The 22,379-nt window shown below is 33.1% G+C and carries 20 protein-coding genes and 1 pseudogene; 15 read left to right on the top strand and 6 right to left on the bottom strand.

All coding sequences use genetic code 11. The features are described from left to right. Nucleotides 1-77: 77 nt before the first annotated feature. The 7 genes and pseudogenes from ccmC to OPR42_RS06315 all read left to right on the top strand — a co-directional run bounded on the left by ccmC (nucleotide 78) and on the right by OPR42_RS06315 (nucleotide 7,746). On the top strand, nucleotides 78-788 hold the full coding sequence (ccmC, locus tag OPR42_RS06350; RefSeq protein ID WP_264377995.1) for a heme ABC transporter permease CcmC: 711 nt from the start codon (nucleotides 78-80) through the stop codon (nucleotides 786-788). A 339-nt stretch (nucleotides 789-1,127) separates the two neighbouring features. Next, on the top strand, nucleotides 1,128-1,568 hold the full coding sequence (locus OPR42_RS06345) for a hypothetical protein (protein ID WP_265042145.1): 441 nt from the start codon (nucleotides 1,128-1,130) through the stop codon (nucleotides 1,566-1,568). Between the two features lie 92 nt (nucleotides 1,569-1,660). Beyond that, nucleotides 1,661-2,612: pseudogene (locus tag OPR42_RS08920) on the top strand (IS5 family transposase). Between the two features lie 92 nt (nucleotides 2,613-2,704). Beyond that, the gene (locus OPR42_RS06330; RefSeq protein ID WP_265042144.1) at nucleotides 2,705-2,836 is read left to right on the top strand and encodes a hypothetical protein; all 132 of its coding nucleotides are present in this window, start codon (nucleotides 2,705-2,707) and stop codon (nucleotides 2,834-2,836) included. A 565-nt stretch (nucleotides 2,837-3,401) separates the two neighbouring features. Beyond that, entirely contained in the window at nucleotides 3,402-4,877 is a 1,476-nt protein-coding gene (locus tag OPR42_RS06325) for a type II secretion system protein GspD (RefSeq protein ID WP_265042143.1), read from the top strand. 227 nt (nucleotides 4,878-5,104) lie between these two features. Then, nucleotides 5,105-6,667 carry a glutamine-hydrolyzing GMP synthase gene (gene guaA, locus OPR42_RS06320; RefSeq protein WP_264375878.1) on the top strand — a complete coding sequence of 521 codons (1,563 nt, stop codon included), beginning with the start codon at nucleotides 5,105-5,107 and terminating at the stop codon, nucleotides 6,665-6,667. 272 nt (nucleotides 6,668-6,939) lie between these two features. Continuing rightward, nucleotides 6,940-7,746, top strand: coding sequence for an ankyrin repeat domain-containing protein (locus OPR42_RS06315; protein ID WP_265042142.1), 807 nt, complete (start codon nucleotides 6,940-6,942; stop codon nucleotides 7,744-7,746). A 248-nt stretch (nucleotides 7,747-7,994) separates the two neighbouring features. On the opposite strand, the gene OPR42_RS06310 is transcribed toward OPR42_RS06315, so the two are convergent. Further along, nucleotides 7,995-8,687: a TerC family protein gene (locus OPR42_RS06310; RefSeq protein ID WP_265042381.1), complete on the bottom strand. Its 693-nt coding sequence runs from the start codon at nucleotides 8,685-8,687 to the stop codon at nucleotides 7,995-7,997. A gap of 415 nt (nucleotides 8,688-9,102) precedes the next feature. Beyond that, on the bottom strand, nucleotides 9,103-10,380 hold the full coding sequence (locus OPR42_RS06305; RefSeq protein WP_265041416.1) for an IS4 family transposase: 1,278 nt from the start codon (nucleotides 10,378-10,380) through the stop codon (nucleotides 9,103-9,105). Between the two features lie 173 nt (nucleotides 10,381-10,553). On the opposite strand from OPR42_RS06305, the gene OPR42_RS06300 reads away from it, so the two are divergent. The 3 genes from OPR42_RS06300 to lepA all read left to right on the top strand — a co-directional run bounded on the left by OPR42_RS06300 (nucleotide 10,554) and on the right by lepA (nucleotide 14,904). After that, on the top strand, nucleotides 10,554-11,930 hold the full coding sequence (locus tag OPR42_RS06300) for a malonyl-CoA decarboxylase (protein WP_265042141.1): 1,377 nt from the start codon (nucleotides 10,554-10,556) through the stop codon (nucleotides 11,928-11,930). Between the two features lie 277 nt (nucleotides 11,931-12,207). After that, on the top strand, nucleotides 12,208-13,026 hold the full coding sequence (locus OPR42_RS06295) for a hypothetical protein (RefSeq protein WP_265042140.1): 819 nt from the start codon (nucleotides 12,208-12,210) through the stop codon (nucleotides 13,024-13,026). Between the two features lie 81 nt (nucleotides 13,027-13,107). Next, nucleotides 13,108-14,904: a translation elongation factor 4 gene (lepA, locus tag OPR42_RS06290; protein WP_265042139.1), complete on the top strand. Its 1,797-nt coding sequence runs from the start codon at nucleotides 13,108-13,110 to the stop codon at nucleotides 14,902-14,904. A gap of 239 nt (nucleotides 14,905-15,143) precedes the next feature. Here the strand turns inward: lepA and OPR42_RS06285 are convergent, their stop codons facing one another. Both OPR42_RS06285 and OPR42_RS06280 read right to left on the bottom strand, forming a co-directional pair. Next, the gene (locus tag OPR42_RS06285; RefSeq protein WP_007301937.1) at nucleotides 15,144-16,016 is read right to left on the bottom strand and encodes a hypothetical protein; all 873 of its coding nucleotides are present in this window, start codon (nucleotides 16,014-16,016) and stop codon (nucleotides 15,144-15,146) included. A gap of 95 nt (nucleotides 16,017-16,111) precedes the next feature. Next, nucleotides 16,112-16,483 carry a glutaredoxin gene (locus OPR42_RS06280; RefSeq protein WP_006015443.1) on the bottom strand — a complete coding sequence of 124 codons (372 nt, stop codon included), beginning with the start codon at nucleotides 16,481-16,483 and terminating at the stop codon, nucleotides 16,112-16,114. 68 nt (nucleotides 16,484-16,551) lie between these two features. On the opposite strand from OPR42_RS06280, the gene ribF reads away from it, so the two are divergent. From ribF to OPR42_RS06260, 4 genes are read left to right on the top strand one after another with little or no spacing between them, the layout of a single operon-like run. Next, nucleotides 16,552-17,484 carry a riboflavin biosynthesis protein RibF gene (gene ribF, locus OPR42_RS06275; RefSeq protein ID WP_019236620.1) on the top strand — a complete coding sequence of 311 codons (933 nt, stop codon included), beginning with the start codon at nucleotides 16,552-16,554 and terminating at the stop codon, nucleotides 17,482-17,484. Next, nucleotides 17,481-17,957 carry a signal peptidase II gene (lspA, locus tag OPR42_RS06270; protein WP_007301940.1) on the top strand — a complete coding sequence of 159 codons (477 nt, stop codon included), beginning with the start codon at nucleotides 17,481-17,483 and terminating at the stop codon, nucleotides 17,955-17,957. Before ribF ends, lspA begins: the two co-directional genes overlap by 4 nt. A 4-nt stretch (nucleotides 17,958-17,961) precedes the next feature. Beyond that, on the top strand, nucleotides 17,962-19,293 hold the full coding sequence (locus OPR42_RS06265; protein ID WP_265031111.1) for a M16 family metallopeptidase: 1,332 nt from the start codon (nucleotides 17,962-17,964) through the stop codon (nucleotides 19,291-19,293). Continuing rightward, nucleotides 19,280-20,599, top strand: coding sequence for a M16 family metallopeptidase (locus OPR42_RS06260; protein ID WP_265042380.1), 1,320 nt, complete (start codon nucleotides 19,280-19,282; stop codon nucleotides 20,597-20,599). Before OPR42_RS06265 ends, OPR42_RS06260 begins: the two co-directional genes overlap by 14 nt. Here OPR42_RS06260 and purN read toward each other — a convergent pair. After that, nucleotides 20,593-21,159, bottom strand: a complete 567-nt coding sequence (purN, locus tag OPR42_RS06255) for a phosphoribosylglycinamide formyltransferase (protein ID WP_265014650.1) — start codon at nucleotides 21,157-21,159, stop codon at nucleotides 20,593-20,595. The two genes, OPR42_RS06260 and purN, sit on opposite strands and share 7 nt — an antisense overlap. A 266-nt stretch (nucleotides 21,160-21,425) precedes the next feature. Between purN and OPR42_RS06250 the strand changes: the two genes are divergently transcribed. Continuing rightward, nucleotides 21,426-21,842, top strand: coding sequence for a hypothetical protein (locus OPR42_RS06250; protein WP_007301944.1), 417 nt, complete (start codon nucleotides 21,426-21,428; stop codon nucleotides 21,840-21,842). Here the strand turns inward: OPR42_RS06250 and OPR42_RS06245 are convergent. Next, nucleotides 21,835-22,356 carry a Na+/H+ antiporter subunit E gene (locus tag OPR42_RS06245; RefSeq protein WP_006015458.1) on the bottom strand — a complete coding sequence of 174 codons (522 nt, stop codon included), beginning with the start codon at nucleotides 22,354-22,356 and terminating at the stop codon, nucleotides 21,835-21,837. The genes OPR42_RS06250 and OPR42_RS06245 overlap by 8 nt on opposite strands. Nucleotides 22,357-22,379 lie beyond the last annotated feature (23 nt).

The raw sequence follows: 22,379 nt of genomic DNA, 5'->3' as shown, positions 1-22,379 counted from the left end.
GTAAATATAGAAAAACTATCTTGTTGATAAAACTCAAACTAATTGATAAATTCTTAACACAATTATTCTCAAAACGAATGTTTTTATTAAAGCCTACAAATTTCACTTCTTTTGCTAAAAAAGCTCTACCTTGGCTTGGGGTTATTTGTTTCGCATGTTTTTTAATTGGAATGTTCTTGGCATTATTCTTCTCCCCAGGAGATTATAAACAAGGAGAAATTGTACGAATTATGTATCTTCATGTGCCTTCTGCATGGCTTGCTCTTGGAATATACGGACTCATTGCATCACTCAGTTTCATTTCGTTGGTATGGAACAATAGTGTTGCTAGTGTCTTAGCACATGCCGCTGCTCCTGCAGGGACAGTCTTTTCGGCAATATGCTTAATCACAGGTAGCGTCTGGGGAAAAGGAACATGGGGTACTTGGTGGGTATGGGATGCAAGGCTTACTTCAATGCTGATTTTGTTTTTTCTGTATGTTGGTTATCTTTCATTGTGGAGCGCTTTTGATAATCAAGCAAGAGCAGAGAAATCATCAGCAGTATTTGCCATTTTTAGTGCTATAAATATTCCCATAGTAAAATTTTCTGTGAATTTATGGTCTACTCTTCATCAGCCAGCAAGTATTTTTAGAAAAGGTGGAGTAGCAATAGAAGGTTCTTTACTGCTGCCACTCATTGCAATGTTTATATTTTGTACCACACTTTTTTTAGTAGTGTGGATACTTAATGCCCTTCATTTAATTAATTTGCAGAAGATAAAGAGAGAAATCAGCATGCGATATTAGGTATATAGTTCCAGAGTGTAATGTTGTGAACAGCTACGGAAATTAAAATGTAGAGCAATCATCAGCAGAGACTGAGTGGTATAAAAAATAGCTGAAGAATGTAAAAAAGGAAGTGGTATAGATAAACCTGTTACCGATAGAGAAGGTGAAATTGATACGGGCGAACCTGTTACTGATGAAGGAGAGAATGAAAATGGAGAAATTACATCTCGAAAAGTAACCTCAGATTGTTCCAAGTATGAAAATTGTGGGCCGTATTCTCATTTTTATAAAGTTGATAATAAGATAGGTTGTCAAGGTTTTAGTGCATCTGATTTACTAAAGGAATTATATCCTGAGATGTACAGTAATCCTAAGATTGCAAAATATATAGAAGAGGGAGCAAATGGTAATTATGGTGCAGTAAATTTTAAATTTGCCTTTACAGAGGATCTTAATTCAATATCCTGGCTTGGTAATATAGAATGTGAAAAATGTGTGGATGATCAAATAGAGTTAGCGTGTCAAGAAGAAGAGATTAAGAGTTTCTGTTACCCGAACGTTTACCGTAGTAATCCAGAATTCAACAAGAGCTTTTTTTCTAGAGGAGCATGTCCTAATCTCTTTAGAGAGACCAGTGAAACAAGTGTTGTAAAAGCAAAACAAGTTGCACCATTGATACTTGTTAATACCTTAGGACAAATGATAGATAAAGAGGGTAATAACACTAAAGTATACTATGATGCATTGAAGCGTTATCTAAATGATGATAGTAAAATCAAGGATGGCTTTGTTGCATAGCTAGTGTTGGTTGAGGTTATTGTAAGAAGAAAAGCTTATGGTTACTAACGCATTTTGTTGTAAAATAGGCATTTTTCAAACAAGTACAACTTATGCCACAAAAAATGAGAGTAAGTAACCAAAGAGAATATAACGAGTTTCTCAAAAAAAGAGGAAATGTTTTTCATTTTGTTAATCAAGCCATAGAAAATTGGTATGAAAATAGTCCAAAAGTTGCAGGTGGCAATAACACTTATAGTGATAAAGTTGTAATTTTAATACACATAATAGTTCATCTTTTTAGAATTGGCTTGAGACAAGCTGTAGGTTTTGTAAAAGGTTATATGGTGCAAATAGGCAAAAAACTTAAGATTATCAGCTATACACAAGCTTCCAGAAGATTTAAAAAGCTTAATTTGAAGATTGATGACCATAGAAGCAATAAAGATGATCTGGAAAATGTTGAAATTGCCGTAGATAGCACTAGAGTTAGTATCTACAATAATAACGGTGGGCATAGTAAGCTTAATATTCGAAAAAGAAAATACAGTGGTTATGGTCAAGTAAGAAAATTACATGTTGTTTTAAACATAAATGATAAGAAAGCAATAAGCATCTAGTGGTGTTGCTGTAGACTATTTGCCGGTCTGCGATATGTTAGAAGAAGTCAGTGATAAATATAACATTTGTTCTATTCGAGCAGATGCGGCTTATGATATAAAAAGTGTGTATAAAGAATGCAGAAAATACAATATTGTGCCTATTATTCGCCCTAGGAAGGATACTAAAATTTGTTTAGCTGACTACTTATCAGAAAGAAACAAGTATGTTAGTAGAATTAGGTCATATGAGAATTATGAAGATGGTATTAATGAATGGAAGAAAAAAGTTAAGTATGGAGCACGGTCTTATATTGAAGTCTTTTTCTATAGGTTGAAGCAAATATTTGGGTTTGGCTTGAAAAATAAATCAGAGGTAAATCGTGAAAAAGAGCTGTTAATTAAGTGCTACTTATTGAACAAATTTACTGATATAGGTATGGCTGAATTTAAATTAGCTGCGTAAATTCACTGTGATTTACATGCCTATCAGTGCTATGCAACAAAGCCATCAAGGATTGTGGAGATAATCAAAAGTGTAAGGATTATATTCCAATTATGGAGAAAGTTGCATGGAATAGTGATAAGGAAGTACTATTAAAAACTGCTGTTAATAATACGCAAGAAGCAAATCCTTACTATTATGGAAATGAGGATAATTCTACTTCCGTTGAATTTGGTTCTATATAAGGCTGAATTTGTCTAATTTTTTCTACACTAGACACAATTTAGTCGTATCTGAACAAATACATAATCTATATAAAGAGGACGTAGGTACCATCTGTCCTTTTAAGGCATTTATGTCAATGATATGCGTAATCCATGATTTTAAACATGATGATCCTCCTAAGTAATACAAAAAAACTCAGAAAAATGTATATAGCTATGATAGAAGTTATCTATACATAAGTACAATATACTTTAACTAGAGATTATAAATTAATGAAGTTGAAAAGTCTGCAGACGAAGATAGATTTCGAGCTCTAGAATATCTCCACTATCAAAATAACAAAGCTGTCAAAATTTGTCAAGTAATTTTTATCGCAACTGTACAAACATTGCACAGGACAAATTTAAAATGCTGTAAAATGGTGTCTGTTCAGACGCATGTGAAACCAGTGCTTCTTTTCATCCCACTTTCATGCGGCTAAAACCCTTTTCATAATCTCCTATCTATCATTTCTTAAACCACTCCCCTGAACGGATACAATTAAATACATTTTTAACATTTTTATAGAAAACTATTAGTATAGATTTGTATGCTGCCCTCATGGCTATTTTAAAATGTTTAATACTCCTTTTCATTATTTCTTGTACACATCTACCTAACAAGCAACATTCTGTTAATATAGACAATTATAAGCACGATTATTCGTTGCAACAATATAATACTCCTTTGAAGAATAACGAACCAGCAATACCAGAAATGATACCTTTACCGGTAGAGTTTCCCGATCTTACAACCAGTAATCAGTTTCTTTCGATTAATGTTGATGAAAAAGTACCAGTAAAGGATTTACTGATTGAGATAGGAAAACTTTCTGACGTTAACTTAGACATAGATCCCAAAATATCAGGTAATATTATTTTAAAGCTAAAAGATAAGAACATAAACGAAGTAATTCAGAATATAGCCAACAGCGCCAAATTGCGTTACTCAATGAATAATGGTGTAATTAGAATTGAACAAGATTTGCCATATGCACAAAATTATTACGTAGACTTCATCAATATTCAACACTCTGCGCAAAGGAGTTTTATCATTGGTAACAATATTACCGACAGTGATGGTGATAGAAACTATATGAAATCTCAATATAGTAGTGATTTATGGAATTCATTAGAAAAAGGCTTAAATGCAATAATGGATGTTAACGGAGTAGATGATGGTGAGTTTCTTTCATCCAACAGAGAAGCTGGTGTCATTATTCTAAATGCTAGAAAAGATATTCACAAAGCTGTTGAAGAATATATTAATAAAGTTAAGAAATTGGCGTCTTCTCAAGTAATGATCGAGGCCAAAATAGTTGAAGTTTTATTAGACGATAAATACCTTTCTGGTATCAACTTAAATGATTTGCATAATGAAACCAAATCTATAACAAATCAAGGTAACTCTATTATTGACCTAGAAATTAACTCTAGTGTGAGTGATTTAGGAGATTTAGTAAAAATTTTAAATAAATTTGGCACTTCAACCGTAATTTCAATCCCTAGAGTACATGCTATAAATAATCAGCAAGCAATGATTTCATTTACTAAAAACCATATCTATTTTACTTCCGATATACAGAAAGATACCGGAAACTCCAATCATGCCTTAATTACCAAGATGAATAGCACTCCAATAGGTGTGGTGTTAATAATCCACCCAAGCATTAACATTGATACTAATGAAATATTCATGGATATACATCCAACCTTATCAAGAATTAACGATTACACTAAAGACCCAAATATAGAATATGTCGCACAGCAGAATAAAATGAAATTAAATAGTGACATTCCAATTATTGAAACCAGAGAAATGCACTCTACGTTAAAAATTAAGAGCGGCGAAGTTATGGTAATTGGTGGGCTTATAGAGCATAGAAAAGATAACCAAAACTTATTGCATCAAAAGTCAAAAAAACTGGCTAAGACAGTAGAAACCGTCATCTTCCTGAAAGCAACAATCGTACCAACACTTGGTTTATTAGATATAAAAGATAGGAATTTATATATATATTAAACGTATCCGTTCAGGCAATGGCATCAACTTAAGGAAAGATGTTGGGGTTGCTATTATGATAAGAAGAGAGTATCAGAATGATAATTAAGACAGCTTAATCACAAATCTGTTGCGGTAAATTTAAGTTACTTTAGTCATATATTAAAGTTTTTAAACAGGTCTTAGTTTACTTACTTTATTGTTTTCTTTATTATCAAATATTGCTTTAAATAATATGGAGGAGCACATTGTCAGCAATTGCCGTTATTGATTTTGGTTCACAGTTTACACAGCTTATTGCAAGACAAATCAGGGAAATGGGCGTTTACTGTGAAATATTTCCAAGCAATATCGATTTCGAAACAGTATCAAAATTCAATGGATTTATTTTTTCTGGAGGACCGCAATCTGTAAATGACAATTGCTCTGAAGTAAGTGAAGTAGCACATAAAATTATAAAACTTAACGAAACAATAAACACTCCTATACTTGGAATATGTTATGGACAGCAACTCATTTGTCATTATTTCGGGGCAAAGGTAAGAAAAGAATTCAATCAGGAATTTGGCAAAACTAAAATCAAGATACTAAAAGAATCCCCAATTATAAAGGATACTTGGAACGTTAATTCCGAAGTCGATGTGCTAATGAACCATGCAGACAGTGTCGAAACTATACCGCAAGGATTTACTGCTATTGCCTCAGGTATAATAAATCAAACAATCGCAATAATTGCCAACGAACAGCGGAAGATTTACTGTACTCAGTTCCATCCTGAAGTTAAGCCTACGACAAATGGTAGTAAACTTCTCTCTAATTTCTTAGATATTGCAAATTGTGAGAGAGATTGGACAATGAAGTCATTCGTTGAAAAACAGAAGGAAAAAATTCAAAACTTAGTAGGGGAGAAAAAAGTAATTGCTGCAGTAAGTGGGGGGGTTGATTCAAGTGTTGCAGCAGTTCTTACACACAAAGCTATAGGAAAACAATTAAACTGTATTTTTATCGATACTGGGTTATTGCGTAAGAGCCAGACCACTGCTATGTTAAAAGAAATTCCAATAAATTACGTTGATAAATCAAACTTGTTTTTAAGTAGGTTAAGGGGAATAACTGATCCGGAAGAAAAGCGAAAAATTATCGGCAATACTTTTATCGAAGTATTTGAAGAAGAGGCAAAAAAAATAGGTGATGTGGATTTTTTAATGCAAGGCACCATTTACTCTGATGTAGTTGAATCAGGGCACGCTTCAGGAAACACTAGTACAATTAAATCTCATCACAATGTTGGTGGGTTGCCAGAAAAAATGAATCTGAAACTAGTAGAACCTTTACGCTATCTCTTTAAAGATGAAGTAAGGCTGCTTGGCAAAGAAATTGGGCTTTCAGATGAGATAATATTTCAACATCCATTTCCTGGGCCTGGACTTGCAGTGAGGATCATAGGTGAGGTTGATGAAGAAAAGGTACGAATATTGCAAGAAGTAGATGAAATATATATCAACACAATGAAAAATTATGATCTGTATGATAAAATATGGCAGGCTTTTGCTGTACTGTTACCAGTAAAAACTGTGGGAGTTATGGGAGATAATCGTACATACGGATATGTTTGCGCTTTAAGGGCTGTGACTTCATCTGATGGCATGACAGCTGATGCATTTCCATTTGAAAATAAAGATCAACATTCGTTAGTATTTTGGAGGTTTTTGCAAGACGTCAGTAGTATAATTGTTAACAAAGTTTCCGGAGTAAATCGAGTTGTGTATGATTTAACTTCCAAGCCACCAGCAACTATTGAGTGGGAGTAGCAATAATTTCATTCCAGTTTCAGCTACTCGAATCACACCAAAGAGGCTGCTTGCATAACTCAAATTTTAAGGAAAACTATTTAATGTCATTCCAGCGCGTGACGCTGGTTCCTGGATCCCAGTACTGGGATGACAACGAAGTTGAATGACACCACAGAGGCTACTTGAATCTAATTTACTATTCACAATCCCAGTTATTAGCTTGTTTTAATCGACTTTTTATCATAATCATGTAATAATTAAACATATCGTTTGATATTGAAGGTAAAATCATGACAAGAGAATATGAATCACTGAAAACAGTACTGAGGACGATTGAGGCTAAGAAAGATTTAAATAAAGATAATATAATTAAGAAAATACAAGAAGAACTAAAGAAACAGAATCAAGATCTATATCAAGAGTGGGAGAAAGGTAATTTTGATGTAAATCATGTATTTGATATTTACCCATACGAAAAGTGGACGTTATTAATTATAGCTGCTGAGAATGGTTACAAAAAGACAGTAGGGTTTTTAATCGGAGCAAAAGCAGATGTTAATGTGATAGATAAAAATGGGTGCACTGCTTTGTACTATCCTGCTTTGTATGGTTTCAAAGAGGTAGTAGAGGTTTTAATCGGAGCAGGAGCAGATGTTAATGTGAGAGATAAAAGTGGGTACACTGCTTTGCACTTTGCTGCTTACACAGAGATAGTAGAGGTTTTACTCAAAGAAGGAGCAAAAGTTAATGCAGTAGATAAAGATGGAAAGACTCCTTTAGATCATGCTAAGAGTCAAGACGTAGTAAAAGCTCTATTAGACGCAGGAGGAGGCTCTTTTGTAAAAGCGCGTAATAAAGCAAAGATTGCCGGTGGAGTAACTGGATTATTAGGCACTGCTATAGCAGTGGCACTTTTTACAACTGGAATAATTGCAGCTCAGTTGATACCTATCGTTATAGCAGTGGTTGCAGTTACAGCAGCAGCACTGGTAGTTGGTTGTTCTACATATGCATTGTTAAAGCCTAGTACTAAAGTTGGTGAAGCAGAAGAACCATCTGCCGTTTTAACAACAAATGAACAGCAAGGAGCTGCTTGACAGTAGAGCGCGTGACGCACAGCTGTATGAACATTATCTGTAGGATGCCAGTGTCTGGGCACTGGCATCCAGTTAAGTTGGTAAGCATAAAAGTAATGTAAAAATACAATGTTTTTGATGATGGAAAAATGGATCCCAGTGTCAAGCATTGGGATGACACCGAAGCTGAATGACACCTTCCTGCTAGAAAATGTTCGCACAGTTGTACGTCACGCACTGATTGGATTTTTGCTTCGTGTAAAATAGTTTCAAGGCTGTATTTTCTTTATTTTGCTTATAACTTCCACAAGCAATGCAAACATAAATGAAGAATACAAATATGCTTTTGGTAGTTCTATGTGAAGCCCTTCAAGTGTTAGATATACACCGACGAGTAAAATAAATAGAATGGCAATTACTTTTAAGATTGGGTTGGATTTTATTACCTGAGCGGTATAACTTGATGAAAATAGCATCGCTAGTATGGAAAATGTAAATGCTATGGCAATGATTATCATATTGTGAGTTAATGCTATGGCAGTTAATATCGAATCAACCGAAAAAACTAAATCTATTAATATAATTTGTAGCACAACTAAAAAAAATTGTGATTTAACATTTGCCTTTGTTTTATTCTCCTTATGTACAAAAATGTCGCTCCATAACTCCATAGAGCTTTTAACAATAAGGAATAACCCTCCTGCAATCATAAGTAAATCCTTTACTGAGATATCCAGAGATACAGTGTGAAATATAGGCTTTTGCATTGATAATATATATGATGTAAAAAATAGTATTACAAAACGCATCAATAGCGCCAAGCCAAAACCTATAAGGCGGGCTCTTTCTCTCAGCAGATTTGGCACCTTATCTATTGCTAGAGAAATAAAGATTAAATTGTCTATACCAAGTATAGTTTCAAGTAGCGTAAGTATCAATAAAGTCCAAGCATCAGCTAGCATTTTCATTCCAAAGTCAGATTTTGTACTTTACAATAGATGTGTAAAAATTAAGTAACTTCGCCTAGGTAATTAAAAAATCAGCCTTACCCGAAAAAGGAAGAGAAAAAAGGTCATTTTTATAATAAAAGTACTTTTGTAAGAAGAATAATAAAATTAAAAATCTAACTCTCTTTACGAAAATTTTAAATAGATTATAAAATAGTTGTACCATGAAAGTATCACTGCCATTAAGTTAAGGGAAAGAGAAGTTAAGATTGGACAAAAAATTTGAAGTGATTGATAATTATGGTAAATACTAGGGTGAATTTTTAAGAAAAGGGAGTCTGAAAAGTGCAAGTTATTTAAAAAAGTAATAATTGCAGGTTATTTTGCAAAGAATGTACTAATGCAATGATACTGAAAAGATATCTTGAATTTAAAACACATGTTTTCTAGCTCTTTTCTGGTAGTTGAGTGAACGAATATCAGATATCTTATGACGATCAACTCTTCTCCCTTTTCTCACCACTAAAGTGTTCATCAAAAATAACTGTGATAGTCGATACATAATGCAGTCTATGTCTGACTCTGTAGAAAAAATATCAAAGGCTAAGTTTTTAATCGCATTAAATGAGACAGATTTATTGATGCTTTTTTTTAGTTTACTATTCTGTGAGCTCAATGTCTCTTCATCATCTTCTATCATGATACTTTCTAGATTACTGATGAAGATAGTTGACCAAAAATCCTGCTTGATAGTTTCAATACTTTTTCCTGTGAAATTCTCTAAATTTAATCTTCCCTTCAGCCTAGAAAAAAATGTTTCTACTCCCCAGCGCAAGTAATATAATCTCTCAAACTCTTCAACTGTAAAACGTTTCTCATCTAACAGAGATGTTACTAACACTTCAACTTCGCCAGAAGAAAGTATTATTTTGACTAACCTGAATTTCATCTCATCAGGTAATCCTAGCTTTCGTAGCTGTCTTGCTACTTTAATAGGTGCGGTAGACACTACCACCGTACTAGATGGGCTTTCCGGCTTAAACATAGTGTTTATTTCATTGAAAGACGAACTTGAACAGCGAATTATATAATTGATTTTCCTTCCTGTAAGCTCAGCAAGAAATCGATAAGATACGTATCCTCTATCACAGATTAACAAATCGTCTGATTTTATGGATTCAAGCATACCGATTGCTAAATCAACCTCATAGCTGTCACCTCTACTTAGCACAGATTTTATTGCAATATTATTTAGCACATCGTAGCAAACTTCAAAGGTTGCACTTGTATAGTCTTCAAATCTCTGGATTCCATTCCATACTGCTCTTGAGCCAAACTCACCTATTATTTTGTCGCTCTTTGGCAGAATCAGTATTGAAGCATCAAATGCAAGTACTCTGAAGCCATGGTGGGTTTTAAATTCCTGATCTTGGTAGTATAGGGAAACTATATCATCATTTAACTCTGAAAACGCAGTATGTTTTAGCTTCTTTCTTGCTTGAGTAAATGCACTTGCCGTAATTGTATAATCTTTTCTTGTATGCAGAACAAACTCATTAAGCATCACTTGTAATGACTTTACACTCTTTCTAAAAATCAGGAGAAATACATTAACGAAGGGCAGCTTTCTTTTTCGTGAGAAGTCTTTTGAGGATGCTCTGTGTGCGTTTATAAAGTTTAAACTCATCAATTTATTTTTTATAAACATGATTATTCTTTTTTTTACTCATGTCATTACTTCTTTTAATTTGTGAATCTTACCTGATTTTATAATACAGTTCATCACTTTTCCTTAACTTAATGGCAGTGATGAAAGTATATGCCTTCTTTGTAGACTAAGATTTTTCTTTAAATTAAGATAGATACACGATAAAAGGAAATATGACAAAAGAATCATTAGCAAAAACTGATATAGTGAAAGTTGAGGATCAGAAAGCACCAAAGAGCTTTTTTAAGATACTAGGTGAAGTAGCAAACGCTGTAAGATCATGGGTTGGCAATATTAACCCTGATTTAAGTAGTAGTCGCGATGTCGATAGTTTAGTCTTGAAGATGAACGAATGCTTAAACCCAAAGGGGGGTGAAGTCTCAGCACGTAAGAACACCGTATCTCTTGGTAATTTGTACTTGAGTTTATCAGAGGCAGGTCAAATAAAATTTTTACAAACCCTGGCAGAAAAGTTCAATCCGGATAAAACGAAAATAGATGAAGAAATAAAAGTATATAAGAAAAATCAAGATTCTGAGTCGAGCTATAAGTTTGAACAAGACTTAATAAAAGTCCTTGAATCACCACGCTCTAAAATATTGAAGCAGTTTATCTCCTTACCAGAAGGTCTTAAGTTTATTGTTGATATGCGTTCTGATGTGCTTAAGCTAAAGAACCAATATGAAAATCTAAACCCACTAGAAAATGAATTAAAAAATATACTCTGTACTTTGGTTGATGTTGATCTACTTGATCTTCATCAAATCACCTGGGATTCACCTGCATCATTGTTGGAAAAACTTATAAAATATGAAGCTGTACATAAAATTTCTTCTTGGGGTGACCTAAAAAATAGGCTAGATTCTGATCGTCTCTGTTTTGCTTTCTTTCATTACAAAATACCAAACGAACCTCTAATTTTTGTAGAGGTTGCATTGATGAATGAGATTTCAGATAGTATTCAACACCTTTTGGATGAGTCAGTGCCCTCAAGTGACCCAAGCAGTGCAAGTACTGCTATATTCTATTCAATATCAAACACTCAAACTGGTTTATCTGGAATTAGCCTCGGTAACTTTTTAATAAAGAGAGTCGTAGAAAAACTATCGCAAGAATTTAAAAGCGTAAAAGTGTATGCAACTCTTTCTCCAGTTCCTGGATTTACAAAATGGCTAAAAAATCAAGACGTAGCTTTATTAGGTAAGCTTAATATAAAACAATCAGGTACAGAAATTTTAGAAAGCATAAAAACTAACATTGAATGCGAAAAACAGTCCCTACTGAAACTTTGTGCACATTATTTGCTAAAGGTTAAAAGCAGTGGTGGGGGTGCTTATGATCCAGTAGCACACTTTCATTTAAGCAATGGTGCATCAATCAAACAACTAAACTGGATGGCTGATACTTCTGAAAAAGGCATTAGTCAGTCAGCCGGGATAATGGTAAATTATTTGTATGAATTGCCTAAAATAGGTAACAATCATGAGAATTATATGATTAATAAAGTGATTTCTCATTCAAAAAAAGTGTCAGCTATGTTAAAGGAATAATAGGAAGTGCGCAAGCATATAGAAAGTGCTAACATTCCCTAATGTTTATGTATATAATATTGAATAGTTTTATGAGGTAAAATGTATTAGTAGTGAGATATTAAAAAAAATAAAACAAAAAATACAAGATAGAGTAACACGTAAAGAACTGTACAGTTTCTTTACATATTCTGAAGAAATAAAGTCATTTAATGATTATGTTAGTAGTATTAAACGTGATGGAATAAACTCAGAGAAATCAAGTCTATTGAAAGATATTTATGAAGGCCTTAATTCTATGTTTACTAACATTGCTATCGACTGGGATAGCAATCGAGGTAGCCTAAGTAGTGAAAAAATTAATATACATTATCAAAACTTAGGGTCTATCTTAGAGATGGTAATCATAATTGAAGGATTGAAGACAGGATTGGGCCAAGCATACGTGATACTCGGCATTGATGAATCCACGTTAATTTGTGATATCGAATCACTTCAGAAAAAAATGGAAGAAAAGCTAAAAGGAATGCAACAACAAAATGAAGCAAGGCAAGAAGAATTAGAAAAGAAAATTGAAGAAAAGTTTAGAAAGTATATAGAAAACGGCACTATTGATGCAGTATCAATTGAAAAATATGATAATTGTAGTTTGTGTGATGCAGTAATCAATCTAAAAGACAACAGTAAAAGCATAAATATTGAGATAAGCGAGTTTTTAAATAATGATTTTCGTAAAAAAAACAATATTCATGAAATTCGTATTTTAAATGGCGATCAAGAAGAAGTTGTCTGTGGCTTTGTAGATAAAAATGGAGTGAGGTGTTATAATTTAGGTACTGCAGCTCAATATGGAATAAAGTTTAATTGGTATATAGATGAAAGGGAATTTATCATTATATTAAGTGCTAATAGCGATGGCACTATTAAAATAGCAAGTGATAAGCCAGATGATAAAGATTTAGAAGAAAATAAAGATGTAAGAATTAAAGTTGGTAATGATTACCTAAGCCTTGCTGATGCAGTAAAAACATGCAAGCAGGAAAAGAATGAGGCAAGTAGCAAACTGAGTCAACCATCAACTACTGAATACTTCCGACCAGTACAGACGCCAGCTTAATGTTTTCAGCAAAAAGGAAGATAAGTAATTGCTCTTGTAATACTTAAAATGTAAAATAGATCTACTTAAATAAGTAGATCTATGAACAATATAAGAAATTTTGCAATAATAGCACATATAGATCATGGGAAGTCAACTCTTGCTGATCGTTTGATAGAAGAATGTAACGGTCTTGAGACAAGGGAAATGACCAATCAGGTACTTGACTCAATGGATATAGAGCGTGAACGCGGAATCACAATCAAAGCACAAACGGTAAGACTCAATTACACTGCAAATAATGGTAATAAATATTGCCTCAACCTCATGGACACACCAGGTCATGTTGACTTTTCATATGAAGTCAGCCGAAGCTTAGCCGCATGTGAAGGCTCACTTTTGGTAGTAGATAGCAGCCAAGGAGTTGAAGCTCAGACTCTGGCAAATGTCTACAAGGCAATTGACAATAATCATGAGATAATAGTTGTGCTTAATAAAGTCGATCTTCCTGCTGCAGATCCAGAAAGGATAAAGCTTCAGATTGAAGAGGTAATCGGAATTGATGCAACTGAGTCAATTTTGATATCGGCAAAAACTGGTCTTGGGATAAAGGATGTACTTGAAGCTATAGTGACAAAACTTCCCGCTCCTCAAGGTGATACAAATGCTCCACTGCAAGCAATTTTAGTTGATAGTTGGTATGATCCTTACCTAGGAGTAGTAATTTTAGTGCGAGTTAAAAATGGAGTACTAAAAAAAGGCATGAGAATCGTTATGATGTCTAATAATGCTACATATCAGGTCGATAATATCGGTATTTTCACTCCTAAAAAAGTTATGACTGGTGAACTTTCAGCAGGTGAAGTTGGTTTTATAACTGCTTCAATGAAAGAAGTAGCAGACTGCAAAGTAGGAGACACTATTACTGAAGAGAAAAGGCCGTGCAGCAAGGCATTACCTGGCTTTAAAGAAGTACATCCTGTAGTATTTTGCAGTATTTTTCCCAATAACACAGATGATTTTAAATATTTAAGGGAAGCACTAGAAAAATTACATTTAAATGATGCTAGTTTTACATTTGATGCTGAAACGTCAAATGCCCTAGGTTATGGATTTCGTTGCGGTTTCTTAGGAATGCTACATCTTGAAGTCATTCAAGAAAGACTCGAAAGAGAATTTGATTTAGATCTAACAGCAACTGCACCGAGTGTTATATATAAAGTTGCAACACAAAATGGTAAAGTTTTAAATATCCATAACCCAAGCGATATGCCAGACCCTACAAAAATTGAAATAGTGGAAGAACCGTGGATCACTGCAACTATAATGGTACCTGATCAATATTTAGGAGAGATTTTATCTCTGTGTGAAGAGAGGAGAGGAGAACAGCAGGATTTATCTTATGTTGGTAATACGACAACAGCACTACTGAAGTATAAATTACCGCTGTCTGAGGTTGTTTTTGATTTTTACGATAGACTAAAATCAATTTCCAAGGGATATGCAAGTTTAGATTGGGAAATATCCGATTATCAGGAAAGTCAGATAGATAAATTAAGTTTTTTAGTTAATGGAGAACCTGTGGATGCGTTAGCCTGCATTGTTCATAAAAGCAGGGCAGAAAAAAGAGGCCGTGAAATATGTGCACGTTTGAAAGACTTGATACCACGCCAGCAATATAAAATCGCGATTCAAGCGGCAGTAGGCGGAAAAATTATTGCTAGAGAAACGATTAACCCGTATAGAAAAGATGTAACAGCCAAGCTCTATGGTGGAGACGTCACACGAAGGATGAAGCTGCTTGAAAAGCAGAAGAAAGGTAAGAAAAGATTGCATTCTGTAGGAAACATAAGCATCCCACAAAATGCTTTTATTGAGGCTTTGAAAATAAATGATTAATATATATCCAAAAACATAAATTTAAAGAACTAAGTGATATTTTCTCAATAAATTTACTGACATTGATATGGGTAAATTTGAAATAGCTATGTGAATTTGTAAAACACTATATAAGATACCATACAACGAAATCATCCCAGTGTTAAACGCTGGGATGACAGAGAGCAGCTCAATTGCTCCACTCAATCAGTAAAAATCAGATATATGTAGACATTGGCTAAAACCATTCCAACAACATTTTAGTGAAACTTAACAAGCTTATCTATAGTTTTAGTGATGATTCTTGGAGTATTTGGAGAGACTTCTGAGCCCAGTCTATTTAACCGCTCTATAGCAAACCCGCTGTTCTCATTTATTATGAAATCACATAAAATATTTTCTATATCTTTAATAACACTTTCATGCTTTCTCAGAGGATGGTTATTCGGATATCTATGAATGGTTTTGATGCTAGAATACTCAACAAAAGCTTGATCTTTAAAAGCAAGTTGTCTCAATTTCTCTTTGAATTTTTCTTCTTCATCTCTTGCTAAAAGGCAAGACTTTATCAGTGATTTTATAATCGAGTTTATAGCCTGATGTATTTCAGAATGCACTATAACTTTGATGATATTTTCTTCCACTATGCAATCATAAGTGCTTTTTTCGCTCTTTAATGACTCTATAAGCATTTTGCTATTTTGCGAATTCAATTCCAGATTCTCTTCACTTATAGGAGTCATTATAAAGGTATTCTTATTTACCCTGATGTAAAATTGTGGCAACCCTTTAGAACAGGCAAATGCTACATCCTTAGACTCAAGTGCGTGATTGTATGAAGAAGAAAGGGTGCTTGCTATAACGCTACTTGGTACTTTCATTCCATGATTACTTAGGTGATTTAACACATTCTCAACATCATGATATGTAAAACCTGTATCTTTTATCAATTCAACAACTTCTATGCAATTGTGTTGTTTATACTCTATTGTCACTTCTTCTGTAAAAAGAGTTTTAGCTGCTATATGCTTATCAAGCACTGTGAAAATCTTGATGAAACTCTCTAAATCTTGTTTGTTAATTAATTCAATACTAATTAAGTTTTTGCTAACAATTATAATATTTTTTATCATTTTTTCCCACTAAAAAAACTCACTAGATGAATTGTATTTTTAATTCATTAAAAATTGTTTAAAGTGGGTATGCCAGCAACAGTAAGACAAAAAAATCACATAAAATCTTCATTATGTATTATATTACATCCCTCGTGTTCATCACTGCCGCTTGTGTAAGCTGTTGCATTAATGCTATCTTCATTGTTATTTAACATATTATCCAACTTTCCTTCTTTTTCAAGATCCATCAATTTGTCACATCCAGCAATATGATGTACATAATCACCATTTTCATCAGTAATAAAAATTTGTGGAACTGTCCTGACGTTATATTTTGATTTTATACCGTCAAACAAATCCGAGTTTCTAAGTACATCAATTTCTTCGTATTTCACACCTTTTTCATCCAATAACTCTTTTGCTTTCTTGCAGAATGGGCAGTACTTCTTCACATATATTACAACTTTTCCTTTAGTGTTTTTCATGATTTATCTCCATAGTTTATAAAATACAACTATTATATATAAAAAATATATATAAAATATCAAATTGTATGAAAATTATTTACAACTGTGAGCAAGGGATAAAAGATAATGTGGCACTAACTTTCGGAAATTTCGATGGCGTTCATTTAGGACATAAGTTTGCAATTTCCAATCTAAAGAAGGTAGCACAAGAAAGAGGATTACCCTCTGCAGTTTTAACTTTTGAGCCTCACCCATCAACTGTTTTATTTAGTAGGAACAATTTTAGGTTAATAGACCAAGAACAAAAAAAGGAACTAATCAGCAGCTATGGTATAGATTACTTGTATATTATTAATTTTAATAGAGGTTTTTCTGAGGTTAGCTGCGATGACTTTATTGGTAAGATTTTGGTAAAGAAGTATGGTGCTAAACATATAACTGTTGGAGAAAGTTGTACTTTTGGTCACAAACGATTGGGTAACATATTAACTCTAGAAAAATATTCTCAGATGTATGAATATTCTTTAACTAAATTAGAGCCATTGATAATCGATAGAAAAATTTGCTCTTCTTCCTCAATCAGAGAGTGTTTACAAAAAGGCGAAATAGAAATTGCTAATAAATTGCTTGGTAGGTCTTATCAAGTTTCTGGTATTGTAACAAAAGGTGCATGTAGAGGTAGAGAAATAGGGTTTCCAACCATAAACATTCCGATAGAAGATTACATGATAAAACCTAAGCTTGGTACATATTACGCCAAAGTTGCATTTTCTGAAAATAGTTCAAGTTGGCTATATGGAGTAGTCAACATTGGTATGAGACCTACATTTAAGGACTTAAAAAAACCTATAGTAGAAATGCATATATTTGACTTCAACGAAAATGTATACAATTTTAAGGTTGATATACAACTTTTAAAATTTATTAGGGCAGAAAAAAAATTCCATAGTATTAACGAGTTAACAAAACAGATAGATCGTGATATAATGAAGGCTTACCAGTTAAAGATAAATTTATGAAAAGGATATGTTTAGTTATTATATTGATTATAGTATCATTCGATCAAACAAGTAAATTGTATATAAACTCTTTGATTGATGAGGGGGAGTCAATCGAGATTACTAGTTTTATGAAATTAGTTGAAGTTTGGAATTCAGGAATTAGCTTTGGAATGTGTAGTACTCTGCCGCATGGCAGCTTCTTTTTTTCAGCATGTTCAATATTAATAATTGGTATACTTGCATACTTGATATATAAATCTAATGATAAGTCAATTTACCTTAGTTTTTCTCTGATGATTGGTGGAGCGATCGGAAATGTAATTGATAGAATCTATTGGGGAGCTGTATATGACTTCATATATTTTCATATCAATGATTGGTATTGGCCAGCCTTTAATTTAGCAGATCTATCTATAGTTTGTGGAATGTGTACATTGTTATATAAGTGGTATATATATGATAGGTCTATCTCTAAGCAAAATGAGGAATGAAATAATGCTTCGCAAATTCTTTAGTTTTTTTATACTATCTGTGTTTTTTTTCATTTGTCCGATTTCTTTGGAAGCTGAAATCATAAAGCATGCTAAGCTCAGTAACGGATTGGATGTTTATGTAGTACCTAATCACCGAATTCCAGCTGTTTTTCATGCAATAATATATAAAGTTGGGGGAATGGATGACCCAATTGGCAAAGCAGGCTTGGCTCACTACTTTGAACACTTAATGTTTGAAACTACAGGAAAATTTAAAGACATAGAATCCACTTTGGGCAGCATTGGGGCCCAATTTAATGCTTTTACCACTAAAGAATACACCTGCTACTACGAATTAGTTCTCAAAAAAGATTTACCACTAGCAATGGAAATTGAAGCAGATAGAATGGGCAATTTTGATGTTACTCAAGACAAAATAGATAGAGAAAAAAATATCGTATTAGAAGAAAGAAAGATGAGATTTGATAATAATCCTGAAGCTTTACTATGGGAGGAAATGAACAGTGCATTTTATCGTAATGGCTATGGTAGGTCTGTTATTGGTTGGGAGAGCGATATTAAAACTTACAATCAAGATGACATAACAAGGTTTCATGATAACTATTATCATCCAGGTAATGCTATACTGCTCGTTGTTGGTGATGTAGAATTTGAAGAAGTAGCGGGATTAGCAAAGGAAAAATATGGTGCAATTAAAGCTGAGCCTGTAGTTAAGCATTATCCGAACCAAGATTCAATACATAATGCAGATATATCGGTAATTTTAGAAAGCACTGAAGTAAAAGAGCCAGTTTTATACTTTCGCTATAGTGTTCCTTTATTTGAGCAAATAAGTGAAACTTTTCCTGTTGATTTGGCAGTTGATGTTTTGGGGAATGGCAAGTCTAGTAAGCTATATAAAGATTTAGTTCTAGATAAGAATGTAGCAGTAGAAGTGTTTACTTATTATAACAGCTTAGCTTTTAGTAATGGTTACATTGAGATTCGGGTAACTCCAAAAAGCGGGGTGAATTTGGATGCTGTTGCAAGAGAGTTAGAAAATTCTATTAATCACTTTACCTCTGAAGAAATAACAAGTGAAGAGTTGCAAAGCACAAAGTCTAAATACAAAGCAGCACAGTTTGATAATCTATCTGATTTAACTAGTGTAGCAATGTTTTATATACCACGTCTAGCACTAGGTATCCCACTTGATGAAATAGACATTTCATATAGCAAAATTAATGATGTCAATCTAGAGGATGTAAATAATAAAGTTCACGCTATCTTTTCTACTAATAAATTAGTTGGTCGTCTACTACCAAAAGGAGGTAATAATGATGAGAATAAGTAAGCTTATATTTCTACTTTTTTTCTGTCTGGTCTTTAATTTGCAGGCGAGCACCTACCTAAATATAGAGGAGGTTACTACTAATAAAGGGCTTAAGTTTTTATTTGTTGAAAATTGCGATTTACCAAAAGTTTCACTCAATATATCGTTCAAAGATGCAGGCTACGCACACGAAAACGCGGAAAAACAGGGGCTTGCTTGGTTTACTTCTCTTGTAATTCAAGAAGGAGCAGGAAAAAATGATGCCAAAGATTTTGCGAAAAAGCTTGAAGATAAAGGGATTAGTTTAAATTTTATTGCTGATTTAGAAGCATTTAGGGTTTCATTAAATACTTTGTCTGACAATCTAGAGGAAGCAATTTCATTACTGAGTGATGCTATAATGCGCCCTAAAGTTGACCCTGAAGGGTTGAATAGAGTTTTCGAGAAAGCCAAAGTTGATTTTAATAATCTTGAAAAAAATCCTTATTTTGTTGCTGGAAAAGAATTAGATACGTTATTGTTTAAAAAACATCCTTACTCAAAAAGTGTGTATGGTACTCTTGATACTATAATGAGCATTACTAGAGACGATGTTTTAACATACATAAAGCGTAATTTTGCTAAAGATAACATAGTTATCAGTGTTGCTGGTTGTGCAAAAAAAGAAGAAATTATTACGCTATTAGATAAATATTTATCTAAATTGCCGTCAAAAAGATCAAAAGTTAGAAAAATACCTGTAAAAAATAATTTTGGTTCTGCAGAAAGTAAGAATATTTTTATGGATATACCACAAAGTGTGATACTTTTTGCTCAAAAAGGTATAGCTTATGAAGATCCTAATTATTATAACGCTGGTGTCTTAATTGATGCACTTGGTGGTATGAGTCTAAACTCAATACTGATGAAAGAGTTGAGACAAAATCTAGGTATTACTTATGGTATTAGTGCACGTAATGTTACCAATAAACATGGAAATATTATATCTGGATTTATAAGTACTGATAGTTCTACTGCTGGCAAAGCTATATCAGCAGTAAAAGATACATTTAGCAGAATAAAAAAGCAAGGAATTGACGAACAATTGTTCAAGGATGCAAAAATTGGCTTGGTAAATAATCTTGTCCTTTTCCTGTCCAATAACACAAATACAGCAACGCTGCTAGATAATATGCAGATAAATGATCGTGATGTTAACCGTATAAATAATTATGCGAATATCATTAATGATGTTAAATTAGAGGAAGTAAACGAACTGGCAAGTTCTTTACTGGAACCTGAAAATTTATTTTTTGTTGAAGTTGGAAGAAACGCTCAAGGTCAATAATTAATACTTTCTGCTATTGATTTTACTGCTTCCACATAACACTTGTGCTCTTCAGCTAGAATGCGCTCTGAGAGACTGTGAACATCATCATTTGGTAATACTGGAACAGTAGCTTGAGCGATTATGGCTCCAGCATCAATTTCAGGAGTAACATAATGCACAGTACATCCTGTAATTTTTACACCCGCTTTCAGAGCTTGCTCCTGAGCATTTAGGCCCTTAAATGACGGAAGTAAAGAGGGATGAATATTTATAACTTTGTTATGCCATTTATTCAGGAAATTGGCCTTTATAATTCTCATAAACCCTGCAAGGCAAATTAAATCAACCTTATGTTGAACAAGTATTTCATGAATTTTATCAGTATCAAGTGGCTTATCTTCAACAACAAACGCTGAAACTCCTGCTTGCTTTGCTATTTTAAGGCCTCCAGCTTCACTATTATTTGTGATAACACACACAGTTTCAGCAGGGAAATTCTGATCTTGACATGCTTCTATTAAAGCCTGCATGTTTGATCCTCTACCTGAAATTAGTATTCCGAGTTTTATCTTTTTCATTTTAGTGCAGCCGTAAGAATGGATATTAATAAAATAGCTCAAAAGGAAAGTTTATTTTAGAATAAATACTATTGTGTAGCAATATTTTACACTGCTGGATAACATGGAATTAAAGAAATCATTCAGTTTGAAGTAACTTTAACATTTAATTTTAGGAATATTATACAATTTATGGTAAATAAATGCATATTTTTATGGCTGCGTTATTATTTATTTAACAAAGTATTAGTATAATTTACTACACTGAATTAAATGGAGAAAATTCAATGAATAAATTACCAAGCAATGCAAAAACAAGCAAGTCTCAGGTTACTCAGTGGGAGGTAATAAAAAATTGTGAATATTCTGATAATTGTTTATCAAAAGTAGTAACTTTATACGTCATTAAAATGGCAGAATTATCAGATATTTATACGAGTAATGAACCTGAAATTAATACTATACTTACAAGAATAAGCATAACAAGTGAAAATGCATTTTTAAATAAGGTTGTTGATATTGAAATTATGGAGGGCATTTTTCCGTACAAATTCAACAGCAAGAAGAAAAATAACATATCAAGGCTAGAAGATTTGTACAATTATTTATGTTCTACTGTTATTGATAGCCTTCCAAAAGAAATGCTTGAAAGCCTAAGAAGAGAATACAGAGACGCTGTTAACTTATTTAAAGCAATTACTTAACTAGGTGTAGCATTTTTAAGACTTTACCTTCTATTTCAGAAATGCCACTTTCAAGATCTTTATCTATCAAACATATGGTAGATAAATATGTTTTCTGCTTCTTTTCAACATTGATAGTTAAAGTTCCAGGAGTAATCGTAACCGAGTTAGCAAATAATGCAATGGTCTTATCATTATGTCCTATGCATTCTCTTACAATAACAATTGGCTCAACTGTAGATTTGAATCGTAGCACCTTTTTTGTTACATAAATACTTGAAAAAATAATTTGGTAAATTAGCCAAGGTATATAACTTATAAGCTGATAAAGTGACAGCCTACCACTATCATTTAGAATTTGACTAAGGGCACTTTCAGCATCAATTAACCTTTTAAAGATAATCAATGTGAACACAGAAGAAAATACTCCACAGAGAATAAAAAAAGGCTCAAAATAACCAGACAATGTAATCCATAGAGAAGACAAAATCACAAATGATAGAGAAAAAAACTTAATATTTTGCCTGACTTTCATGATTCGGAGTATAACTTAAATGA

The organism is Wolbachia endosymbiont (group B) of Melanostoma mellinum, from assembly GCF_947251465.1.
GTDB lineage: Bacteria > Pseudomonadota > Alphaproteobacteria > Rickettsiales > Anaplasmataceae > Wolbachia.
Note: the sequence above shows the minus strand (reverse complement) of the source record. Positions and strands in the feature narration are given on the sequence as shown.

What these genes read in the sequence shown, in the direction of transcription:
- OPR42_RS06245 (WP_006015458.1), bottom strand. Translation starts at nt 22,356, where the DNA reads ATGAAAGTCAGGCAAAATATTAAGTTTTTTTCTCTATCATTTGTGATT.
- OPR42_RS06330 (WP_265042144.1), top strand. Translation starts at nt 2,705, where the DNA reads ATGGAGAAAGTTGCATGGAATAGTGATAAGGAAGTACTATTAAAAACT.
- lspA (WP_007301940.1), top strand. Translation starts at nt 17,481, where the DNA reads ATGAAAAGGATATGTTTAGTTATTATATTGATTATAGTATCATTCGAT.
- OPR42_RS06310 (WP_265042381.1), bottom strand. Translation starts at nt 8,687, where the DNA reads ATGCTAGCTGATGCTTGGACTTTATTGATACTTACGCTACTTGAAACT.
- OPR42_RS06260 (WP_265042380.1), top strand. Translation starts at nt 19,280, where the DNA reads ATGAGAATAAGTAAGCTTATATTTCTACTTTTTTTCTGTCTGGTCTTT.
- OPR42_RS06300 (WP_265042141.1), top strand. Translation starts at nt 10,554, where the DNA reads ATGACAAAAGAATCATTAGCAAAAACTGATATAGTGAAAGTTGAGGAT.
- OPR42_RS06285 (WP_007301937.1), bottom strand. Translation starts at nt 16,016, where the DNA reads ATGATAAAAAATATTATAATTGTTAGCAAAAACTTAATTAGTATTGAA.
- OPR42_RS06280 (WP_006015443.1), bottom strand. Translation starts at nt 16,483, where the DNA reads ATGAAAAACACTAAAGGAAAAGTTGTAATATATGTGAAGAAGTACTGC.
- OPR42_RS06315 (WP_265042142.1), top strand. Translation starts at nt 6,940, where the DNA reads ATGACAAGAGAATATGAATCACTGAAAACAGTACTGAGGACGATTGAG.
- purN (WP_265014650.1), bottom strand. Translation starts at nt 21,159, where the DNA reads ATGAAAAAGATAAAACTCGGAATACTAATTTCAGGTAGAGGATCAAAC.
- OPR42_RS06305 (WP_265041416.1), bottom strand. Translation starts at nt 10,380, where the DNA reads ATGTTTATAAAAAATAAATTGATGAGTTTAAACTTTATAAACGCACAC.
- OPR42_RS06250 (WP_007301944.1), top strand. Translation starts at nt 21,426, where the DNA reads ATGAATAAATTACCAAGCAATGCAAAAACAAGCAAGTCTCAGGTTACT.
- OPR42_RS06345 (WP_265042145.1), top strand. Translation starts at nt 1,128, where the DNA reads ATGTACAGTAATCCTAAGATTGCAAAATATATAGAAGAGGGAGCAAAT.
- OPR42_RS06295 (WP_265042140.1), top strand. Translation starts at nt 12,208, where the DNA reads ATGTTTACTAACATTGCTATCGACTGGGATAGCAATCGAGGTAGCCTA.
- OPR42_RS06265 (WP_265031111.1), top strand. Translation starts at nt 17,962, where the DNA reads ATGCTTCGCAAATTCTTTAGTTTTTTTATACTATCTGTGTTTTTTTTC.
- lepA (WP_265042139.1), top strand. Translation starts at nt 13,108, where the DNA reads ATGAACAATATAAGAAATTTTGCAATAATAGCACATATAGATCATGGG.
- ccmC (WP_264377995.1), top strand. Translation starts at nt 78, where the DNA reads ATGTTTTTATTAAAGCCTACAAATTTCACTTCTTTTGCTAAAAAAGCT.
- ribF (WP_019236620.1), top strand. Translation starts at nt 16,552, where the DNA reads ATGAAAATTATTTACAACTGTGAGCAAGGGATAAAAGATAATGTGGCA.